The sequence below is a fragment of the Mucilaginibacter xinganensis genome, from assembly GCF_002257585.1.
Lineage (GTDB): Bacteria > Bacteroidota > Bacteroidia > Sphingobacteriales > Sphingobacteriaceae > Mucilaginibacter > Mucilaginibacter xinganensis.
The window spans coordinates 3,886,240-3,907,722 of record NZ_CP022743.1 but is presented as its reverse complement, the minus strand read 5'-3'; the positions used below and the strand labels follow the sequence as shown (position 1 = coordinate 3,907,722).

Annotated in this window: 22 protein-coding genes and 1 tRNA gene; 6 read left to right on the top strand and 17 right to left on the bottom strand. The window is 41.1% G+C overall.

Going from position 1 to position 21,483, the window contains the following annotated elements:
* Window positions 1–150: 150 nt before the first annotated feature.
* Window positions 151–1,008: an N-acetylglucosamine kinase gene (locus MuYL_RS17165; RefSeq protein WP_094571727.1), complete on the bottom strand. Its 858-nt coding sequence runs from the start codon at window positions 1,006–1,008 to the stop codon at window positions 151–153.
* Window positions 1,009–1,509: 501 nt separating this feature from the next.
* Here MuYL_RS17165 and MuYL_RS17160 point away from each other — a divergent pair.
* Both MuYL_RS17160 and MuYL_RS17155 read left to right on the top strand, forming a co-directional pair.
* Window positions 1,510–1,583, top strand: a tRNA-Arg gene (locus MuYL_RS17160).
* A gap of 637 nt (window positions 1,584–2,220) precedes the next feature.
* The gene (locus MuYL_RS17155) at window positions 2,221–4,143 is read left to right on the top strand and encodes a gliding motility-associated C-terminal domain-containing protein (RefSeq protein WP_157740932.1); all 1,923 of its coding nucleotides are present in this window, start codon (window positions 2,221–2,223) and stop codon (window positions 4,141–4,143) included.
* 9 nt (window positions 4,144–4,152) lie between these two features.
* Here the strand turns inward: MuYL_RS17155 and MuYL_RS17150 are convergent, their stop codons facing one another.
* Window positions 4,153–4,497 carry a hypothetical protein gene (locus MuYL_RS17150; protein WP_157740929.1) on the bottom strand — a complete coding sequence of 115 codons (345 nt, stop codon included), beginning with the start codon at window positions 4,495–4,497 and terminating at the stop codon, window positions 4,153–4,155.
* Between the two features lie 393 nt (window positions 4,498–4,890).
* Between MuYL_RS17150 and MuYL_RS17145 the strand changes: the two genes are divergently transcribed.
* Entirely contained in the window at window positions 4,891–5,931 is a 1,041-nt protein-coding gene (locus tag MuYL_RS17145; protein WP_094571724.1) for an AI-2E family transporter, read from the top strand.
* Window positions 5,932–5,943: 12 nt separating this feature from the next.
* Here the strand turns inward: MuYL_RS17145 and MuYL_RS17140 are convergent, their stop codons facing one another.
* The 4 genes from MuYL_RS17140 to MuYL_RS17125 form a co-directional block, all read right to left on the bottom strand.
* On the bottom strand, window positions 5,944–6,177 hold the full coding sequence (locus MuYL_RS17140) for a hypothetical protein (protein WP_094571723.1): 234 nt from the start codon (window positions 6,175–6,177) through the stop codon (window positions 5,944–5,946).
* A gap of 109 nt (window positions 6,178–6,286) precedes the next feature.
* Window positions 6,287–7,939 (bottom strand): alpha-glucan family phosphorylase, encoded by a 1,653-nt coding sequence (gene glgP / locus MuYL_RS17135; RefSeq protein ID WP_094571722.1) that lies wholly within the window; start codon window positions 7,937–7,939, stop codon window positions 6,287–6,289.
* A 113-nt stretch (window positions 7,940–8,052) separates the two neighbouring features.
* On the bottom strand, window positions 8,053–8,835 hold the full coding sequence (locus tag MuYL_RS17130; protein ID WP_094571721.1) for an FkbM family methyltransferase: 783 nt from the start codon (window positions 8,833–8,835) through the stop codon (window positions 8,053–8,055).
* Between the two features lie 217 nt (window positions 8,836–9,052).
* Entirely contained in the window at window positions 9,053–9,271 is a 219-nt protein-coding gene (locus tag MuYL_RS17125) for a hypothetical protein (RefSeq protein WP_094571720.1), read from the bottom strand.
* 159 nt (window positions 9,272–9,430) lie between these two features.
* Here MuYL_RS17125 and MuYL_RS17120 point away from each other — a divergent pair, with 159 nt between their 5' ends.
* Window positions 9,431–9,763 carry a hypothetical protein gene (locus MuYL_RS17120; protein ID WP_094571719.1) on the top strand — a complete coding sequence of 111 codons (333 nt, stop codon included), beginning with the start codon at window positions 9,431–9,433 and terminating at the stop codon, window positions 9,761–9,763.
* A 22-nt stretch (window positions 9,764–9,785) separates the two neighbouring features.
* Here the strand turns inward: MuYL_RS17120 and MuYL_RS17115 are convergent, their stop codons facing one another.
* From MuYL_RS17115 to MuYL_RS17090, 6 genes are all read right to left on the bottom strand, one after another.
* Complete coding sequence (locus MuYL_RS17115; RefSeq protein WP_094571718.1) at window positions 9,786–10,532, bottom strand: ABC transporter permease; 747 nt, start codon at window positions 10,530–10,532, stop codon at window positions 9,786–9,788.
* Window positions 10,533–10,554: 22 nt separating this feature from the next.
* Window positions 10,555–11,334: an ABC transporter ATP-binding protein gene (locus tag MuYL_RS17110; RefSeq protein ID WP_094571717.1), complete on the bottom strand. Its 780-nt coding sequence runs from the start codon at window positions 11,332–11,334 to the stop codon at window positions 10,555–10,557.
* 29 nt (window positions 11,335–11,363) lie between these two features.
* Complete coding sequence (locus MuYL_RS17105) at window positions 11,364–11,642, bottom strand: DUF4342 domain-containing protein (protein ID WP_094571716.1); 279 nt, start codon at window positions 11,640–11,642, stop codon at window positions 11,364–11,366.
* Between the two features lie 153 nt (window positions 11,643–11,795).
* Entirely contained in the window at window positions 11,796–12,734 is a 939-nt protein-coding gene (locus tag MuYL_RS17100) for a D-2-hydroxyacid dehydrogenase family protein (RefSeq protein ID WP_094571715.1), read from the bottom strand.
* Between the two features lie 57 nt (window positions 12,735–12,791).
* The gene (gene fmt / locus MuYL_RS17095) at window positions 12,792–13,709 is read right to left on the bottom strand and encodes a methionyl-tRNA formyltransferase (protein WP_211710177.1); all 918 of its coding nucleotides are present in this window, start codon (window positions 13,707–13,709) and stop codon (window positions 12,792–12,794) included.
* Window positions 13,710–13,884: 175 nt separating this feature from the next.
* Window positions 13,885–15,114, bottom strand: a complete 1,230-nt coding sequence (locus tag MuYL_RS17090) for an exo-beta-N-acetylmuramidase NamZ family protein (RefSeq protein WP_211710175.1) — start codon at window positions 15,112–15,114, stop codon at window positions 13,885–13,887.
* Between the two features lie 86 nt (window positions 15,115–15,200).
* Here MuYL_RS17090 and MuYL_RS17085 point away from each other — a divergent pair, with 86 nt between their 5' ends.
* Window positions 15,201–16,421, top strand: coding sequence for an ABC transporter permease (locus MuYL_RS17085; RefSeq protein ID WP_094571714.1), 1,221 nt, complete (start codon window positions 15,201–15,203; stop codon window positions 16,419–16,421).
* 43 nt (window positions 16,422–16,464) lie between these two features.
* Here the strand turns inward: MuYL_RS17085 and MuYL_RS17080 are convergent, their stop codons facing one another.
* The 5 genes from MuYL_RS17080 to mazG form a co-directional block, all read right to left on the bottom strand.
* A complete protein-coding gene (locus tag MuYL_RS17080; RefSeq protein WP_094571713.1) occupies window positions 16,465–17,184 on the bottom strand; it encodes an outer membrane beta-barrel protein in 720 nt (239 codons plus the stop codon).
* Complete coding sequence (locus MuYL_RS17075; RefSeq protein ID WP_094571712.1) at window positions 17,181–18,521, bottom strand: hypothetical protein; 1,341 nt, start codon at window positions 18,519–18,521, stop codon at window positions 17,181–17,183. The genes MuYL_RS17080 and MuYL_RS17075 overlap by 4 nt, the downstream gene beginning before the upstream one ends.
* Window positions 18,502–19,068, bottom strand: coding sequence for an RNA polymerase sigma factor (locus MuYL_RS17070; RefSeq protein WP_094571711.1), 567 nt, complete (start codon window positions 19,066–19,068; stop codon window positions 18,502–18,504). Before MuYL_RS17070 ends, MuYL_RS17075 begins: the two co-directional genes overlap by 20 nt.
* 138 nt (window positions 19,069–19,206) lie before the next feature.
* Window positions 19,207–19,650 carry a hypothetical protein gene (locus MuYL_RS17065; protein WP_157740927.1) on the bottom strand — a complete coding sequence of 148 codons (444 nt, stop codon included), beginning with the start codon at window positions 19,648–19,650 and terminating at the stop codon, window positions 19,207–19,209.
* A gap of 60 nt (window positions 19,651–19,710) precedes the next feature.
* On the bottom strand, window positions 19,711–20,514 hold the full coding sequence (mazG, locus tag MuYL_RS17060) for a nucleoside triphosphate pyrophosphohydrolase (RefSeq protein WP_094571709.1): 804 nt from the start codon (window positions 20,512–20,514) through the stop codon (window positions 19,711–19,713).
* Window positions 20,515–20,660: 146 nt separating this feature from the next.
* On the opposite strand from mazG, the gene MuYL_RS17055 reads away from it, so the two are divergent.
* Window positions 20,661–21,419, top strand: a complete 759-nt coding sequence (locus MuYL_RS17055; RefSeq protein WP_245845594.1) for an ankyrin repeat domain-containing protein — start codon at window positions 20,661–20,663, stop codon at window positions 21,417–21,419.
* Window positions 21,420–21,483 lie beyond the last annotated feature (64 nt).

The following is a 21,483-nucleotide window of genomic DNA, read 5'->3' as shown; positions in this document are numbered from 1 at the left end:
TTAAAGACTGGAGATTAGTTGTTTTTAGTCCGAAAGTCGGTAAAGTTTGAAATGAAAAAGAAAGGCCCTTGCAATTTAATTGCAAGGGCCTTGTATATTATTGCCTATCTGAAACCTCTAATCTCCGGTCTCTAGTCTCTAATCAACTAACTATAACTGATGCGCCATTTCCAAATGGAACTTCACCAGGTTGTCTATAGGTGAGCGGATGATATTACCTACAACCATTCCGTTTTCAACTACCAGTTCTTCCAGTACGTTGCGGAAATTGTAGCCTACCGAACCAATGCAGTTGAAGGAATATTTTTGATAATCAGGATAGTGGGTTACCAGATTCCGGAAAAAGTCTTCGAACGAGGTACGCACTAAGTTTCTTGAGTATTCAATATGTACGTTGTTGTCATAAACAAATTTGCTGAAACTTGCGCAAAAGCGATTGGCACGCGGCTGGGTATAAACCTGCTCATTTACATCATCAGGTGTAAGTTTGTATGTTTCCCAAAAAAGGTTACGTACCGGTTCCGGCATATAGCCGCGCAGGTAATCAGTAAGTAATTTTTTACCGATGTAGCATCCGCTGCCTTCATCACCCAGGATGTAGGCACCAGAATCAATATTCATTACTACGTTTTTGCCATCATAGATACAAGTATTGGTACCTGTTCCCAATATGGCTGCAAAACCTTCGTTGTTGCCTAATAATGCCCTGGCCGCAGCAAGCAGATCATGGCCTATGTTGACCTTTGCTTTGGTAAACACCGCTTCCATCGCTACTTTAACAATATCACGCATTTCGTCGGTTGAACAACCTGCGCCATAATAGTTTACTTCGGTGATCGCATCTTTTTCCAGATCGGTCGGCAGGCTTTCTCCTAACGACTGAATAATGTAATCAGTACTTGAAAAATAAGGATTGTAACCTTCGGTATTGAAGTAAACTTTTTTTCCTTCTTCGGTAACCAGACACCAGTTTGTTTTAGTAGAGCCACCGTCAGCAATTATGATCATAAAATAAGTTTATTAAAAAAATCGGTTAAAAGTATGATTTACTTATTGTAAATAAAACACTTTATCTTTTTAAAAAGTAAATTTCTTCATTTTAAATTAATGCAGTATTCTTTCTTGAAATTTAAGGCATATTCAACACCACCAAATCAATACTATTAATATTTAAGTTTGTAAAATCACCCGCTAATTAAAAATATAAATGTATTGCTTTATGAGGCAATTGGTTTATAATTGTTTGCAATTATATATATAATTTAACAAATATTACTAAGCAATAGTTTGAATAATGAAGTTAATTAAAATTTAATGTTTATACACTATGTTAAATGTGAATTTATTGTTGTTTAAGAAGTTTTCACGTGTAACCTTTACCCGGCCGATGAAATTAAGAAACGATACACTTGATTTTTCAGGCAGATTTTTGCATATTTGCACCGCGAAATCTTAATAAGGACACTGGAGAGGTTCGAAACTCCCCGATGCACTTGTGAAATTTCAGATGGTCCTATAGCTCAGCTGGATAGAGCAACAGATTTCTAATCTGTAGGTCTCTGGTTCGAATCCAGATGGGATCACAATTCTTAAAGGCTTCTTGGTTACTCCAGGGAGCCTATGTTATTTTATATGGGGTTCTAGGCATGTTCTGTGCTGTTTTTACTGACCTGTTAGTTAATTCATGTGTTGTATGCTTGTTATCGACTTTGTTGCTTTTTTGTTCGTGGTTGATGATTTTAATCTTAGTTTGGCGCATATTGATCAGCAGTGTAACACAAGCAAATATGTAGGTTAGAATAGTATTGAGATATTTAACTATCAGGTTGCTTTATATATTTCAGCTCTTAACTAAAGGTATACGCCCAACCTCGCAAGTATATCAAATAATCTTAACCTTACAACACAGGTATTGCGTTAGTATTACCTACTTTGATACTTGTCAAGGCGAAAGTCCTTTCAATTATTGTAAAATATAAATGAAAGTAAACTAAAAGAAAGCCGTGATTCTCGTGAGGTCAAACGCCCGAAATTGTTTATTTTGGGCAACTCATAATGAAAGCAAGTCACGTAAAATTAAGGCCCTCAATTCTAATTTGCTTGTTAATTCCATTTTTTTTGTGGGGGCATTCTAATAAAAATGCTCATGGCTTTAAAATCTACGAAAAAATAAAGCAAAAAACAAAGATCCAAGCAAACCATCCGGATCATGTTAATACTATGATCTCCCAAATCCAGGCAAATTGTAACGATATCAATTGGGCATCCTGGGGTGCTTTTACCGGCTCAAGTGCAACCGGCACAGTAACTGACGCAGACGGAAGCCTCGTTAATGTAACGATGACATCTAATTTTACTTTTGGCGCGTCTTCCGGGATCTATAATTTCTCAAAATTCAATGGCTATCCTTCCCCGATACCTAATGCACAAGTTCCGCAAACAACATGGTCAAAAGGCGCTGGCGGAACTACCACAATGTGTTTTTCAAAAACTGTTACAAATCCGGTATTATTAATAGCATCATTAGGGAATTCCGCAGGCCTGAGCAGCAAACTTGACTTCTCGCTTCCGTACGTCGTTTTATATGATGGAGGGGGAATGGTTTACAATAGTAGTACGTCTTTAACGGGTACCGAGGGCTATGCGATCATCATGTTTCCCGGTGATTTTACCTGTGTAACCATAAATTCAACCACCGAAGAGTATTATACCAATATTACCTGGGGATTAAGGCCGCCACCTTTCCCTATCAATATACAGGAAAACACCACTGCCTGTGGCGATGTTACACTTACTGCAAGTGGCGGGGCTTCTTATTTATGGGACGGTGGAGACAGCCCCAATAGCGCAACAAATACATTTCACCAAAGCGGTACCTATATTGTAACGGTTATCAATGCCGCCGGGTGCACCACCTCAGCTTCAAAAGCTATTACAGTTACCCCTGCTAATATTCCACCGCCGGTAATTTCGGGTAACGCAAGCAACTGCGGCAGTGTTACACTTACAGCATCAGGAGGTGTATCTTATATGTGGGATGGGGGCGATACACCCAATAGTGCAACAAACACCTTTCGCCAAAGCGGCACCTATACTGTAACAGCTACCACTGCTTCCGGTTGCACCGCTACAGCTTCAAAAGTTGTTACCGTTAATAGTCCTCCGGTTCCGGTAATTTCAGGCAGCACAAGCGGTTGCGGCACCGTTACACTTACCGCCAGCGGCGGCGTATCTTATTCGTGGGATGGAGGCGACAGCCCCAATTATGCAGTCAATACTTTTAGCAGCAGCGGTATCTACAATGTTACTGTTACCGATGCAAATAACTGTACGGCAACTGCAATGGCAACTGTAACTGTAAGCCGTGGAGTATCCCCATCCGTTAATATTATGGCAAGTCCGTCAAATACTATTTGTCCGGGTACGCAGGTAAATTTTACTGCAAACGCGGTAAACGGAGGGACTTCTCCTGTATTGGAATGGTATAAGAATAACGTTGCTGTGGCATCCGGCCCCATTTATTCGGCAACCGATCTGGTAAATAATGATGTTATTAAATGTGGCTTAACCAGCAACGCCGCATGTGTTGCACCTTTAACAATAAGCAGCAATGCAATTGCCATGACCGTAAATGAAATACCAACTATTTCCATTGATCAAAATGCGGTAGTCAACGGTTCAGACCCGGTTAGGTTAAGTCCGGTAATTAATGGCGATATTAAAACATATTTATGGACACCCGCAACAGGACTAAGCAACGCAGCCATACCAAACCCATTGGCTGCGCCATCATATACCACTACTTATAAGTTAACGGTTATATCGACAGCCGGTTGCGAGGCTGAGGCCAGTGTAACAGTTAAGGTTCTGAAAAATGATATTATTATCCCTAACACCTTTACGCCAAACGATGATGGTATTAACGATACCTGGAATATTACTTATCTTTCAGATTACCAGGACGCCACAATTGACATTTATAATAGGTGGGGTCAACATTTATTTCATTCAATCGGCTATATCAAACCCTGGGACGGTACCTATAATGGCAAACGTTTACAGGTTGGTACTTACTATTATGTTATTGATCTTAAATATAATAACTATAAGCGCAGGAGTGGCTGGGTAGCTATTTTGAGGTAAGCTTGTGTTTTATAAGCTATCCATCAGCTCAACTGCAATAGTAATAACGTAGTGTTCGTCGTGCTTGTGCGGGTTGTAAGGAATACTCAGGACGTGGGCCCACATAGTTTTTGGCGATAGGGGCAAAGTGTTGGCTATATCTAAAATAAATTTGCCTTCGTTACTGTCCAGTGAAAGGCGTAATGCCTGTTTATCATTTAACCAGGTCAGATGCCGATTTCCAAAAGAGGTATCCCCATCATTTTGATGCCGGATCGCATACCCTTGTTGCTTTAACTTCAAATTCAAAGCGGCTTCGATCTGCTCAAAAGCATGAATGATGGTTTTTGTGGTGGAACTATCACTGGTATTCATGAAACCGAAGGTAAGGTATTCCAACAAAAAGAAAAATCCTGATTTTTCAAAATTACGTTGAATTAAGATTTTTTGGGTACAATAACCCCAATTTTTCGCCAATATTTACCATGAACATAGTTTTTAAATTGCTAAATTTGGAGCTTCATAGCACACTTCCTGTGTGCATTGTGATAAGGTTTAGGTTAAAATCCCCGAGCAGCGAGTGTAAGGGGATTTTTATTTAAAACTGGTCTCTGTTTATTACTCAAACTTTAAGATTAGATTATTTTACCCTAGTACTTTAAGTTGAGCTATATTGATAGCGGACAAAGATTAAACATTTGCTTAACATACCTTTAAGTATGTAATTAAATCTGTAAGTTTAAATTTAAAATATAGGTTACTGTTATTATGCCCGAAAAGAAACCAATACCTCCTGAAACCACTAAAGAATTAACTTATACCGAAAAGGTTTGGTACACCGTAGGCATAGTTGCCATAGTTGCTGTGCTTATATTAATAGCTCGTGTGGCTTTTGGCGTATTGCTGATGGCACTTGCAGGTTGCCTGATCTCAATTTACTTTCATGGGCTGGGCGATGTTATTGAGCGAAAAACAAAATGGAAGCGGCTTCCCTGCATGATTATCTCAATTGCCGGGTCGTTTATTATTTTGGGGTTTTTGCTTTGGTTTATGGGTAGCAAAATTCAAATTCAAATTTCACAGTTGAGTGATACCCTGCCGCTCTCGATTGGAAAATTAAAACTCAGTCTTGACGAAACGCCTTTAGGCCGCAAAGTACTTGAGGCAACATCCGGCGGTAGCTCCGAAAAGCTTTTTGCAACAGCCAGCCAGTTTTTTAGCACCAGTTTTGGCGTTTTAGGCAATATGTACATCATTTTGTTTTTGGGGATATTTTTCACGGCCAGTCCATCCCTTTATAAAGACGGGCTGGTACTGCTGGTCCCTCCTGACCATAAAGAATTAGCCAGACGCATTATTAACCGCACCAGCCTTACAATTAAAGGATGGTTAAAAGGAACGATGTTCTCTATGATATTGTTGATTGTTTTGATGCCCATCGGCTTAAGCATAATGGGCGTTCCGCTTGCACTTGTGTTAGGACTGTTGGCTGGTATTCTTGTTATTGTGCCCAATTTTGGCTCGCTTATAGCTATGATCCCCGGGGTATTGCTGGCCTTTACTATCAGTACCAATACTGCAATTATAGTAGCGCTGATTTACATCGGCGTCCAAACATTGGTGCAAAATATTATAGCACCAATAATTCAGAAAAAAATGATAAACATGCCGCCGGCATTAACAATTGTAGGGCAGTTGATTATGGGGGTACTTGGTGGCGCAATGGGCATCATAATGGCAGTGCCTGCGCTGGCTATAATGATGATATTGGTTGATGAGATCTACGTTAAAAAAATCAACCCCAAATAATCATCACTGCTATTACATCCTCATTCTTAGTGATACCGACCTTCCAAGGGCCTGAACCAATTCAGGATCTAATGATTTTAGTTCGTCTTTTTGTATCCAAACACGCTTGTCGTTTTTTATCAGTTGTATTTTTTCACCGTTTACAAGTAACTGCAATTCAGTAGTGTATTGGTTAATAATCTTGCTGTCAATAATCTGGTAAATATAATCCTGATCATTAAAAGTTATTCGCAGTGGCAATCCCATGTTCTAATCCTCGGTTGTAAAGATAGCCTTTAATGGCAAATGAGTGCAAGCCCATTTTAAATATTTCGGTTAGCATAACTCCAGAACCAGGCAGGAGCGATTGTATTTTTTATATCCTGTACATTTTTTCGTAATACTCATCAGCCATTCTGCCGGCTTCAAATGCCGGAACAACATCCGTAGCTGCACTTTTAATAACAGTTATCCATTTTGCATGGTTGTGATAATACATGGGAAGAACCGTATTTTCAAGTGTATCCATCAGGTTGCGGGCCTCCAATGTGTCTTTTTCTTCCACAGGCAGTTTGTCATCAGCAGGTTTTATTACAAAGCTATTCTCCTTATCTTTTGCAAACTCGGGCACCCAGCCATCCGGCAGGGATACATTAACGGCGCCATTCATAGCGGCGGTCATTCCGCTTGTTCCGGAGGCCTCGCGGTACATCCTGGGGTTATTAAGCCATACATCAGCACCTTTTTTTAATAAGGCTGAAAGCGCCAGTTCATAACCGGTAAGCACGGCACAATTGGCAAAAGGTTTTACCTTGCTTATTATTTGGTTAAACAGGTCGATAGATGAGTAATCTTCAGGATAAGGTTTTCCAGCCCATATTACTTGTACCGGGTAATTTTTGTTTTCAATAAGAGTAATAAACCGGTCCCAATCGCGCATCATTAAATCTGCACGCTTATAGCCGGCAAAGCGTCTTGCCCACACAATGGTTATAATATCAGCACTAAATAACTTACCGCATTGGTCAGCTACGGCTTTAAACAGTAAGCGCTTCATTTCCTTTTTTCTGGTGGTAATACCCTGGTCATCATCCGTAGTTATGGCCTGCTCCAGTTTGTCATCTTTCCAATAGCTTTTATTTTGCGCGTTGGTTATAGCAGTTATTTCGCAGATACCGGGATTACTTCCCCACATCTTCCGGGCCACATCTCCGTGAAGTTTTGAAACACCATTGGCTTTGCGTGCAAATTTTAAAGCAGCAAGTGTATAATTAAGCCTGTCGCCATCCAAACCCAATATTGATTTTACTTCATGTTCCTGCATGTGGTAAAAAAACGACATTTCCTTTAACAGGGCGTAGTCATGTTCTTCATTTCCGGCCATTTCGGGTGTATGTGTAGTAAATACAACCCTTTTTTTCACTTCGTTTAGATTATTGTATTTGGCATAAAGGTAAAAATTGAGCGGGAGGGAATGCCCTTCATTCATGTGATAAACAGCGGGTTCAATTTTTAAAATATCAAGCAGCATGGCTCCGCCAATTCCCAACACTATACTTTGTGCAATGCGGGTGGTTTCGTTAGGATCATATAACTGGCGCGTAATGGTACGCGATTGCTCATCGTTCTCCGGAATGTCCGTACTCAGTAAAAATAGTGGTGCCGAGCCAAATGTTTCGGGTTTTAGAAGGTATGCTTTTACCAGCACAGGGGCATCATGTATGGGTACGGCGAAAATGATGCCTGTATCCTGCAAAAAGGAATACTGTTTTTCAATAAACTCGGGTTTCATTAATGCATTACCATCACGACCCTGGTCGTAATAACCATATTTCCAGAGCATGCCAATTGCCAGCAGGTTTTGCTTTAGCTCATAGGCGCTGCGCAAGTGCGATCCTGCTAAAAAGCCAAGGCCGCCACTGTAGAGTTTAAGGGCTTGGTCAATAGCAAATTCCATCGAAAAATAAGCAACAAGCGTATCGTATTTTTTGTCAGGCGCGTAGCCGAAAATTTCATTCTTTGTCATCATACAAAAATTCAACCGTAATATAGCTGCTTAGTTTGATATAATTAAAAAATGACAATTGAAGAAGATGATTGAGTGTCAAAACGGGGGATTAGCACTTCTGGGGGGGCGGGTTTCTATTGAATATCCTTAAAGTCAACAGATTTTCTGATTTTTGATGATTCCTTAACAAAGATCATATCAGTTTGATAAAGTACCTCGTCTTTCGTTCTTCTTTCGTCGCAGATATCAAATAACACAAAACCTATGTTTTTGAGGAAGATAATTACATCAGTAAACTGCGGCGCTTTGTAATTATAGTTTAAAACGCTTATTTCCAATAAAACAAACTCTGTTCTTTTTAATAGTTCGGCAGCACCCTTTAAAACATCAATCTCGGCCCCCTGTACATCCAGCTTTAGAAAACAGTTGGCAGGCATTTTGTATTTCTTTTCAACTATTGCATCGATGGTTTCCATTTTTAACAAGACTTTTTCCCGGGAATGATCTGAATTTTCCTGGTAAATGCTTGATCCGGTCCCCATTTGATAAAACTCAACACCATTTTTTTCAACATCCCCCAACAATGAAAGCTCCATGCTGACATTATCAAATTTGCTGATAACTGCCTCCAAAAATGTTTTTTGAGCTACTTGCGGCTCAATCATAATAAACTTTGCTCCGGGAAATATATTTCTGACGTTCTCAGTCCATTGGCCAAATAAAGCCCCGGCATCGATTACAAGGTCGGGATTAAACCCGAGTTTTTTCAGGTTAGCGATATGATGATACATATCGTAAAAGGGTAGTGAATTCAAACTTTGCAAGCCGAAAACAATTGCAGATGCCTTGTATGCTTTGTTCCTCAGTTTTGCCGGTAAGATATTTATAATTTTTTTGAGAAGTTTCCTTGCAGCCATAAATGTGGTATTTTTCTCTACCCTGTGCTGGTAAAGATATAAAAATAAATAGCTAACGGTTAGCCTCTAAAAAACGTAAAAGCCTTATCAATAAGATAAGGCGCATAGCCGCAAAAAAATAAATTCAAACTAAGATGCTAGCAGAAAATGCAAACCTAAACGCCACCCAAATGCAAATCCAAAAGTTATAGAACAAAAATTAGCGGGCACTGACTTATTAAGCCTTTTTTTCGGTGTGGCTTACGTAGTAAAATACGATACCAACAAAAGTAAGAATGATGCCTATAAATAAAGGCCATTCCGAAACCTGGTTTCCGCTGCGATCAATTGTCATTGAATCAGAGTCAACCGGGTTAACTACACCCCTGTAGTAAATAATTAAGCCAATGGTTACGATTATACCAACTATAATAAGGAGTATGCTTACTTTTTTCATTCGTCAATTTATTAAACAAAACTGTTTATCAGTCGGGTGTAAAGGTATGATTATTTTGAAATTTTCAGATCATCAAAGAGAGAAAATTTACCATTAGTTAGCGAAACTATTGACTAAGGGGCACGTATAAGTAAACGTAATTAATTAACTGTTACTGCCATGTTCAAACATCCGGAAATTGAAGCAATTTTAATTGGAGTTGGTGCAGATCTATTTAAGCCGAATTCGGTGATGCTGCAAAATGCCGAGTTGTTATTAAATTATATAGATGACATTAACCTGGAGCGGCCAGGGAAATTTGAACTCACTGCGGCCGATAGCCTTTATCTTTTATGGAACGCGGAAGGCTTGGAGTTTCACCTGGAGTGCCTGAAAAATGGAAGAATTTTTTACACCTTTCGTAAAGGTGGTTATGGTAATGCCACCGGCAGTGCCACAATTGATGAATTTATCCCCATGCTCGAAAGCTACCTGTTAATAGGTATCAGTTAGCGCTTATCCAGTTTTTTGTTTGCTACTTTGTAGTCCACTTAAACCATTTGATTCCGAGTACAGTAAACACTATGGTGTAACCAAGCGTTGCCAGAAGCGCCATTGAGGCATTTTTGTTCCATTGCTGCGGTTCCATGCCTGCTGCCAAAATGGTTTTAACCGTGCCGTATGGCGACCATTGTACCACGTTGTGAAATTGTGTATCTGTACTGAACTGGCCGTACATCCCCCCCATAATAAATACAAAATAAACCAGGCGCACGGTAGAGTTAACAGTTTCCGGGTTTTGAATGCGCCCAACTATCATTTGGCCGAGGCTAAGGTATAAAGCCCCGCAAACTATAGCGGTAAAATAGGTTACAATATATCCCGGTGCCGTAAGGGTAACCTGGTCATATGAACTGCCTGCAATAAAAATAGCGGTTGTCACCATCAAAATCATGGTCATTTGAACCAGCAGGCGGCTGGTCATTATTGACCATGACGAAATAGGCGCCACGCGTAAACGCTGAAAAATCCCTTTATCACGATCACGCGCAATACTGGTGGAATAGCCCATAAGGCCGATAGCTATAAGGCCAATGGTAATGCTGTTTGAAAGTACAAAGGGGCCACCAAACCGTGCTACAAACGGCTTCCAGGTGGTCAGGATAATTACGGGTACTATAAGCGTTAAAATAACTGCACGCCTGTTGCGCCATTGAGTAGTAAAGTCGGCCCGTAAAAGTGTTTTAAAAACGGTGGATATTTTAGGTATCAAAGTCTCCATAAAGGAATAGTTTTTTTGATATTTATGAACGGATTGCCTTGCCGGTTAGGGCGATAAAAACATCTTCGAGAGTGATCCTTCCCCTGCGCGAAACCGCAACAACTTCGGGGTCGTCTTTATATTTATCAATCATGCCTTGCGGGGTATCAACCGCTATAACTTTGCCATGATCAATAATGGCAATCCTGTCACAAACCGACTCTGCTTCTTCCATCGAGTGGGTGGTCAGCAAAACTGCATGGCCGCGCTCACGAATAGCCTCAATCCGTTCCCAAAGCTGCCTGCGCGATTGCGGGTCGAGCCCGCTCGTAGGTTCATCGAGTAAAACCAGCCTGGGATTATGAATAGTAGCGATAACAAGCGATACACGTTGCTGCTGTCCGCCGGAAAGTTCACCGAATTTTTTATTTGCCGAGCCTTCCAGGTTAATTTCTTTTAAAATATTCATCAATTCGGCTTTACCCGCAGGTACGCCGTAAATGCCGGCGTACAGCTGCAATACTTCAATTACAAAAAGCTCGGCCTGAAAACTTGTTGACTGTAACTGCACACCCAGGGATGCCCGGGCGTGCAGCTGTTTTGAAACGGTATTGTTGCCGTTAACTATGATAGTGCCCGCCTGCGGTTTTAAAAGCCCCTCTATTGCACTTAGGGTACTGGTTTTGCCGGCGCCATTTGGGCCCAACAGGCCAAAGATTTCGCCCTTTCGGACGTTGAATGAAACGTTTTGAACCGCGTTGAAATTGCCATAGCTAACGCTTAGGCCGTCAACGGTTAAAGTATACGCTGCCTGTTTATCCATTATTTAGTTTTTGTTACCAGCGTACAGTACTACTCCGGCTTAACTTCGGCTGTGGGGTCTTCCTTATCATTAACCTCCCTTTCAACCGTTATTGTACATTCTGTAGCTAAAGCAGCAATTGCACCAATCGCAGCAAATATAGGTGCCAGTAGTACACCCACCAAGCCTATCGCCAGCGGAAAGTTCATAATCTCTTTACCCGATTTATCAGTGATGGTGATCCTGGTAACGTTACCTTCATGTATTAGTTCTTTTATTTTTCCAAGCAGGGCCTCGCCGTTAACGGAAAATGTTTCTTTAGTTGTCATTTTGTTTATTGGTTAAATGTGTGAAGTTTTAACTTAATATGCTTTTGAGACATATAAGCAACAAAATGTTACAGTGGAATTAAAATAATACTTCTTTGGCTATTTGATAGCGTTAGGCAGTTGTTCGAAAGCACTATCGGCCCTTTTTAAGGATCAACCATTGAGCCAATTGAGGATCTCGGTTACTGTGTCCTCATAAAAAAGTTTATAGGTTTTCTCGGTAACATATCCTATGTGCGGCGTTGCCAGCACATTATCCAGTTTACGGAAGGGGTGGTTTGCCGGAAGAGGCTCGGTGTCGTAAACATCAACAGCGGCGCCGGCTATTTTCTTTTGCTGTAAGGTGCTAATGAGCGCTGCCTCGTCAATCAGTGGCCCGCGTGAAGTATTTATTAAGTAGGCAGACGGCTTCATAAGATCCAGGTCAGTTTGTTGAATAATCCCTCTTGAGCGGTCACTTAATACCAGGTGGATGGTTACAAAGTCAGCTTCTTTCAATAAGGTTTCTTTACTCACCAACTTTACGCCTGCAGCCGCGGCTTTTTCTTCGGTTAAATTTTCGCTCCAGGCTATAACATTCATATCGAATACCCTGGCGTATGCCGCTATTTTGGCGCCGATATTACCCAGTCCGATTATCCCGATAGTTTTTCCGATCAGGTCTGTTGCGATGGTGGTTTGCCATAAACCTTTGCGAAGGTTTTCGTTTTCAAGCGGAATGTTGCGCGCAATTGCCATTAGCATCGCCCATGTAAACTCTGGTGCGCCGCTGCCAATGTAGCCGGTAGTTTTTAGGGTAATGCCCAATTCAGCAACAGCTTTCTCATCTATTGATGCATTGCGCCGCCCGGTTGAAATGATTAGTTTTAGATTAGGCAGTTTTGAGAGGATCTGCCTGGTTAACGGTGTGCGCTCGCGCATTACGCAAACCACCTGAAATGGCAATAACCGTGTTATAACGTCATTTTCATCAGCCAGGTGATCGTTAAACACCGTCACATTGGCGCGCTGCCTGACAACCGACCAGTCGGCCAGGGTAAAGGCTACATCCTGGTAATCATCCAGCACTGCAATTTCTATTCTTTCGCTCATGGTTCTATTGAATAAATCAGGAGTCAAACTTATGAAGTTTTTAAAATATCGTGCGCTTTATAACTTCACGCCCCTTAAAAATTGCTCAATGTCCATTTGCTTTTTGCCCTCTAATTGTACATCAGTTAGGTAAACATGTCCGTCACCCGCTGCAAATTTTAAAAAAGTTTTATTGTCGGATAAAAAACCACCGGGCTGGATACCCGGTTCAGCATTTTCAAATTTGGCGTGGAATATTTTCAAAATTTTACCATTGAGCATGGTATAGGCAGTAGGCGAGGGGCTTAAACCGCGAATTTTGTTGTAGATACTTTCAGCAGGTTGCTGCCAGTCAATCAAACAATCTTCTTTAAAAATTTTAGGGGCGTGTTTTAACTCAACGCCATCAAGCAAGGCAGATTGGGGGTGCTCGTTATACCGGCCGCTTTCAACGCCTTTAACTGTTTTTACCAACAAACCAGCGCCTTTGTTCATCAGGCGGTCGTGCAGGTCACCAGCGGTTTCGTGGCCGGTTAAAGTAACTTTTTCGGTGAATAAGATATCGCCTGTATCTATTTCATGTTTCAGGAAAAAAGTGGTAACGCCACTCTCTTTTTCGCCATTTATCAATACCCAGTTTATAGGGGCTGCACCACGGTATTGCGGCAATAAGGATGCATGGAGGTTTATGGTGCCGCGCGGCGGCATATTCCAAACCACTTCGGGCAGCATTCTAAAAGCCACCACTACCTGCAGGTCGGCACGCAGCGATCTTAATTCTTCTAAAAATTCCGGGTTCTTTAATTTTTCTGGCTGCAAAACTTTTATGCCATTTGCCACTGCATATTGTTTAACAGCCGATTCATTTAGCTTCTGTCCGCGGCCGGCAGGTTTATCCGGAGCGGTTACAACGGCAATTATATTACATCCTGCTTTTACCAGGGCATCTAATGATGCTACCGCAAACTGGGGGGTACCCATAAAAATAATCTTCATATATAGATAAAAACGCTAACTCCTAAAGATAACAAAAAATAAGCATCGGGGCAAGAAACTATTCCCGCCTTAACCCGGCCCAATTTAAAGGAAAGGTGCATTAAAGAATAGTTTTTATTGCTGTTTTTGGAGGTGGACCATTTAGCAGATCAGTATTCAAATATTTCGTAATTGCTTACTGGTAAAGTAAATACTTTAGCCGCATGGTTTTGTAATTGCTTAATGCTGGCTCCCAGCCGGACCTTATTTCGGCTTCGCTTTTACCGGCTTCAATTTGCTTACGTAGTTCCGTTGTGCCTGTCAGCTTCGTAAAGTAGGCGTTAAAAAAGTGCTCCTTATCGGGGAATGCTTTATATAGTTCAATCAGCCATGCCAGGTTAAGTTTACCATCAGCGTAAATGGTATTTGTATCATAATTTTTCAGGTCGAGCCCATAACATGTTTTGTTTTTTTGAGGCGGATCTTCACTCATGCCTTTGATACTTACCGGCGTGAATGCGTATGTATATTTGCCTGTAAGTGCCGGATGCCCGATCTGTAAAAAAGGTTGCATAGTACCCCTGCCGAGGCTTAAGGTTGTACCTTCAAACAAACATACTGACGGGTATAACAAAATTGACTTATCTGTATTTAAATTGGGCGATGGGTTTACCGGGAGTACATAATGCGAACTATGCTTGTAATTAGCCACCTTGATTATTTTTAGTTTGCATTTTTCATGGTTTGTTAACCATCCCTCGCCGTTTAGCATTTGGGCATATTCCGCAGTGGTAAGCCCGTGCACAACAGGGATAGGGTTCATGCCTACAAATGAACGGTAAGCGGTATCCAAAACAGGCCCGTCTACATAAAAGCCGTTAGGGTTTGGCCTGTCAAGTATCATCAGCTCAATATTATTTTCGGCACAGGCTTCCATTACATATTGCAGGGTTGAAAGGTAGGTGTAAAACCTGGCCCCCACATCCTGAATGTCATAAATCAATATATCTATTCCCTTTAAATCTTCGGCAGTGGGTTTAAAGTGTTTGTTGCCGTAAATAGAAATTACGGGCACCCCTGTTTTAGTATCCACGCTGTTATTTACGTCGGTACCATTACTGGCATCGCCTCTAAAACCGTGTTCCGGTCCGTAAATTTTCTTAACAGCTATGCCAAGTTTTACCAGGCTATCCAGGCTAAGCGTTTTGTTTTTACCTATAATTGAGGTTTGGTTAATAACCATTCCTACGTTTTTTCCCTTAAGGTAATTTATATAAAGATTGGTTTGGTCGGCAGCTGTTATAACCGGTAATTTATTTGCGGTAGCGCCGGCTAAAGGGCTATAATTGCTTTTTTGGCCCGATACGGCACATGATAGTAAACATGCAATTATTGAAAATTGTAGAAAAAGCTTTATCCTCATCATAAATAAACCGCTGGTGTTATTTAAAGTTTGCAGGTTTTTAACAGCAAAACCGCATATTTGCGAAGGTACTAAAAATCCATGTCGCATTGAGTTTCGCCTATTTTATAGCTAACCGCATAACTTTTAAATCTAAACGCACATTTTCAAAACTGATTGTGCGCATAGCTATTCTTGGCATTATGCTGGGTTTAGGTGTTATGATATTAACGCTTATTATAGTACGGGGGTTTAAGCAGGAGATAAGGGAAAAGATTAGAGGTTTTTCCGGAGATATCCAGGTGGTGAAGTTCGATCTTAATAATTCATTCGAAAACTCCCCGTTTAAAGCTGATAACAGCTTTGTAAAAAAGGCGCAGCATATTGACAACGTTGGTGGCGTAACGGCCTTTGCCACAAAGCCCGGTATTATTAAAACCAGCACCGAAATTGAAGGCGTGGTATTAAAGGGGGTAGAGAGAACCTATAACCGCGCGTTTTTTCAAAAGAACCTGGTTAGTGGTAAAGTGCTTGATTTTACCGATACTGTTGAGGCTAAAAAGCAGTTGCTCATTTCTCAAATAACGGCCAACCGTTTAAAGCTTAAGGTAGGCGATAAGATTTTGATGTATTTTGCACAGGAACCGCTGAGGTGGCGCCCGTTTACCATTACAGGAATTTACAGTACAGGAATTGAAGAGATCGATAAGCAGTACGTTGTAGGTGATCTGTCGATCATTAACCGGCTTAATAACTGGAAACCTGATGATATTGGAGGTTACGAGATCAGGTTGAATGATTTTGATGAGATCAATTATTCCGCAAATAAAATTGATGATATATTGCCGGCCAAACTTAAATCTTACACGGTAATGGAAAGCTTTGGTGTAATCTTCGGCTGGCTTGATCTGCTTGATGGCAATACCAAGGTGGTTTTGGTGTTAATGATACTGGTTGCGGTTATTAATATGATCTCCGCCCTGTTAATCATGATTGTGGAACGTACCACCATGATTGGCATGTTAAAAGCCATGGGCGCCAATAACTGGGCCATTCGAAAAGTATTTCTTTACAACGCATTTTACCTCATAGGCCTGGGGATGCTATTTGGTAACGTTTTTGGCTTGGGGATAGGTATGTTCCAGGCACAAACCCATTTCTTTAAACTCGACCAGGCATCTTATTACATGAGTTTTGTGCCTATTAAGTTCAACTGGATAGAAATATCAATTTTAAACATAGGCACGCTTATTATTTGTTTACTGGTGATGATCATCCCGTCTATGCTGGTAACCCGGATTGAGCCGGTAAAAGCTATACAGTTTAAGTAGCATTGCAGGTAATAGCGACTAAGCTTTACAGTTCTGATTATGATTAATTTATCCGGTAGCTAACGCCGAATCTAAATAATTCGCTGTGGGCCTGGTATGAATTGTCGCCAATGATATTCGACTCATAATTGGTTACGCCATGTGCGTATGATGCCGTTACTCCAAAACGATTATACATTGCAGCTAAGCTAAGCTTAAGCCTTACATCGGTTGGGGCGTTAGGTTCTCTATAATTTGTTTTGTAAGTAGTTTGGTCTCCGGTGGTTTTTGCACTCCCCCTGTCGTATAAACTTAAGTTAAAGCCCAGGTCAAGTCCCGGCATCAGGTCTAATTTTACTCTTTTAATTATAAACCTATAGCCCAGGTAAGGGCTTAAGTTAATATCCTGGGTTGTTAAATAAGTTTCTCCTTTGGCAGGAAACGGAGCGTAATTAAAGTTGTAATCAAGATAATACTGCGGCGTCACACCAGTAATATCAACCTTGCTTCGCAGCCTGTCAAAACCAGTTTGTACACCCGCTATAAAACCGCCCTTTGCAATATATTGCGCCTGCAGGCCCAAACTATAGCCCAAACCGGCTTCTTTACCGTACGGGTTGTTAGTGTAAGGTGTTGCACCGGTATTAATAATTGTTTGGGACGTGGTTGAGGTGCCAGCAAAATGGAGCAGCGCAGCGCTGGTTTGCACCGACAATTCGATTTTCTGAGCAAAAACGTTGGTTAAAAGAAAAAAAAGTGATAAGGTTAAGGTAAGTTTTTTCATTTGTGTGGCGATTGGAAATTCAGTTTCAGGTTTAAGCCGCCGGCACCAAATTTGAGGTTTTGCGAGCCCATACCGTCAAGCGGGTATTTTAAAAAAGGCTCAATAATAAGCCGGTTTTTACCAAAGGGGTAGCCAATACCAAACGCCACATTTAATGTTTTTGCAAAGTAAAAGCTGCCGAAGTTTTTTCCGGTAGTTTCATCCTGTGTTTGCTGCAGCTTTTCAGAAAGGAACGATGGGTAGTTATACTTGTAGGTATATGACTCGTCAATAAAAGTACCTGAACTTAAACCCATAGAGAAGTAAGCATCGCTTTTTTGAGGGTTAAACTCATATTTTATATTTATAGGGATGTCAAGCCCGATAAGGCTGGCATTATAATTCCTTATTTTAGGTGTCGATGATGCCGTAAAAGCCATGGACGCATTGGTAACAGCCGACGGTACGTACAGGTTACTTTTTGCAGAAGCTACGGCGGATGGAAAATCGGTATAACTCAACGAGTTTTGGGCAATGGAAATGCCCGTTACCAGCTTCAGGTTTGTACTGATCCTGATGTCAGACGTGAAGCCCGCCCCGGCATTCACCTGGTTATCGCTCCCTTTGGCGTAATTAAAATAAGTGGCTGCATATACCGCAAACCTAACTTTTTGGTTTTGGCTTGCGTCTTCCGTCTTTTTAGCTTTTTCCCCTTTATCTTCATTAAACATGGCAATAATTGATTTTATGGGTTTTTTCTCCTGCATTGGAACCGGCTGCTGCTTTTCGCCGTTTGGCTCATTATTTACCGCCATTTGCGGTGCCATTTTATTTTTATTAATAAATATATTTGAGCTGTCAGCTGTTGCTTTAGCAAGTCGCAGCGATTTGCTGATACTATCATCATATGCAGGCGCCCGGTTTGTTTTAACACGCGACTCACCGGACTGCATTGGAGCACCTGGAAGGGTAACAGGGCTTAACAGCAGGGCCTGATAGCTGACTGTCGCTTGTGTTTTACCGGGGTGCTTTTTAACCGGTGCTGTATGTTCACCAGTGGTGTCTTCCTGAATTTTTTTGACGGTTAAGTTTTCGCGTTCCGGATATTTTAACATTTTAACCACATTGTTTTTCGGTGCAACGGGCCTGTTTATCATCCATAAACCAATGCCTAAAAACGCCAGCAAAATTGCAGCCGACGAACCCCACCAGATCCAGGCAAGCCCACGGCGCTTTGACTGCTGCTCCGGAAATTTTTCCCGCAGCAGCAACCAGCCCTCATTGGCAGAAGGGTCTTCGAAATTGTGGAACACCTCCTTTATGTGGTCCCTTAAGTCGTTATCCAACTGATCGTCCATGGTTATGCGCTTCTGATCGTAATATATTTCTTAATTTCTCTTTAGCCCTGCTCAGGTAAACCCTGGACGAGCTTTCAGGTATTGCCAATATTTTAGCTATTTCATCATGCTTATAGCCATCAATTTCATATAAATTAAAAATGGTGAGTTGAACAGCCGGTAGTTGCTGCATCAGCTTTAATATATCCTTTGCGTTTAAATTTTCAATGGTATTGCCTCCGTTGCTAACCGGCATTGCATTGTCAATCTCAACATGCAGTTGAAATTTCAGCTCTTTGCGCCGGCGGTCAATAGCTGTATTAACTATAATAGTGCGCAGCCATGCTTTAAAAGGCCTGTCGGCATTATAGCTTTTTATGCTGTTGAATACCTTAATAAAAGCATCGTTAACTACCTCCAAAGCGTCATCGCGGTTAATGCTGTAACGCAGGGCAATACCCATGGCATAGCCATAGAACTGCTTATAAAGCAGTTCCTGGTATTTTAAGCTGCCTGTTTTGCACTTGCTAATTATTTCATCTTCAGCAATGCCCCGCGGTTGATGCATCAAATGTGTTTAATTCAGCTCAAATTTACTGTCCTTTTACATCCCTTACGAAACCAGGAAAAAAATCGCTACAATAAATTTAAATTTAGTTTGCCGGAATAGTTGAATGGATTTGCCTGGTTGATAAACAAGCAACAATTAGTTCTTTTTCTTTAAATCATATTGGAGCACCAGTGTATCCCTGGCGCCATAGGCTACCATCTGGAAAATTGTGCCGTCATATAAATAAGTATATACCCCGGTGAGGTGTGTTTTTGTTACCGGTGCTAAACTGGAATAAGTGTTGTCGGTAAAAATTGCGGTACCGTTGTCATTAAAAACATAAGTGCCTTTGCTGCCTGCGTGCACGGTAGCTGTGTCGCCGGTTACCGCATAGGTAGCCGTAGAAACCGGCGATATGTAAAGGTTAATGTTTGTTTTAACGGTATCTATAGTATTGTCTTTATGAATATGTAAAAGCCTGAATTCGCCTGTGTAATTACCATCGGGTATTGGCTTGGGTGCTGATTTGGTGCTTCCTGCAAGGCAGCCGCTCATAAATATTGCCACAAAAGGTAACAGGTATAGTAATCTTAGCTTCATAATTTTGGTTTTAACTGGTTACGTTAATTTTTTATTCAACGCTACAACTATCGGCATATTTTAATTTTTTTTGGCTTCTTCCCAAAATATATCCATTTCGGCAAGGCTCATGTCCTGTAACTGTTGTCCGTTTTCGGCGGCTTTTTGCTCAAGGTATTGAAAGCGTTTTATAAATTTACGATTTGTTTTTTCTAAAGCATCTTCCGGGTTAATATTTATAAACCGGGCGTAGTTAATTAACGAAAAAAGCAGGTCACCAAATTCTCCTTCGGCTTTTTCATGATCAATGGTGCTTTCGTCTTCGGCATTAAACTCGTTTTTAAATTCCTGCAGCTCTTCTTCAACCTTGGCCCATACCTGCTTTTTTTCTTCCCAGTCAAACCCAATTCCGCGTGCCTTTTCCTGAATGCGCGATGCTTTTACCAATGCCGGTAATGATGCCGGCACGCCTCCCAATACCGATTTATTACCCTCTTTAAGTTTGATTTGTTCCCAGTTACGCTTTACATCCTCTTCATTCTGTACTTCAACATCGCTGTAAATATGCGGGTGCCTGTTAACCAGTTTGTCGCAAATGCTGTTCAGCACGTCTGTGATATTGAAATCATTGGTTTCTGATGCTATTCGGGCATAAAACACCAGATGTAGCATAATATCACCCAGTTCCTTTTTAATTTCAGGCATATCGGCACTTAATATGGCGTCAGAAAGTTCATAGGTTTCTTCAATAGTTAAATGACGCAGGCTTTCAAGCGTTTGCTTTTTATCCCATGGGCAGTTAAGACGCAAGTCGTCCATAATAGTAAGCAGCCGGGTAAAGGCGGTTTCGGGTGTTGATGCAGTTGATGGCGGTGTTAGTGGCATAAGTTATTAGATCACGAATTGCACGATTTTTTGTAAAAATAAGGTTTAAGTGTGAAAGATAGGAAAGCCTGTTGCGCTAAAGGTGAAAAGTTTGCCGGCAGGCGATCAAGCATTTAAAAATAAGTAACTTTAATTATAAAACTAATATGTCGGTTATGCCTGGGTATGATCAAATTCTTTACGCAATTGAAGTCCATTCCGTTGAGGGCATCCGTTCGTATTTTCAGGAGGGTGGTAGTCCTAATGAAATCCATTATGGGATCCCTCTTTTTACAAGAATGGTTGAGATGTACACCCGTACCCCCCGTTTTAAAGATTGTGTAAAAGCATTTATTGATGCAGGGCTGGAGTTTGACGATGGTGCCCTGCTTGCTGTTTTTGTTGATGATGCCGAAAAGTTAAAAGAATTGATTGATAATGATACAAGCCTTATAGATAAAACCTGGTCGCTCTTCAATAATACTTATACTCCTTTAACAGGCGGCACGCTGCTGCATTTCTGTGCAGAATATAACTGCATTAACTGCGCAAAAGTATTGGTTGAAAATGGCGCAGATATAAATGCCAGAGCGGCGCTTGATGAATTTGGTTTTGGCGGGCACACGCCAATTTTCCATACGGTTAACCAAAATAACAATAACTCTGGGGCAATCCTGAATTTTTTGCTTCAAAACAAGGCGGATGTACTGATTACCCTTGATGGACTGATATGGGGTAAAGGTTATGAATGGGAAACGTTTATCCCTGCCGTAAACCCCATCAGCTATGCCATGATGGGATCATTACCCCAAATGCACCGTGACGAAAAAACCGTTGCGACCGTGGTATCGTTACTGGTTAAAGCCGGGTTTGGAATTCATTACACCCCGGTGAATGTACCTAATGCTTATTTAAAAAGGGGATAGGCTGCCAGATTTGAAATTTGATTGATTCAATTAAAATGTTGTACAACTTTAAATTATTGCCTTA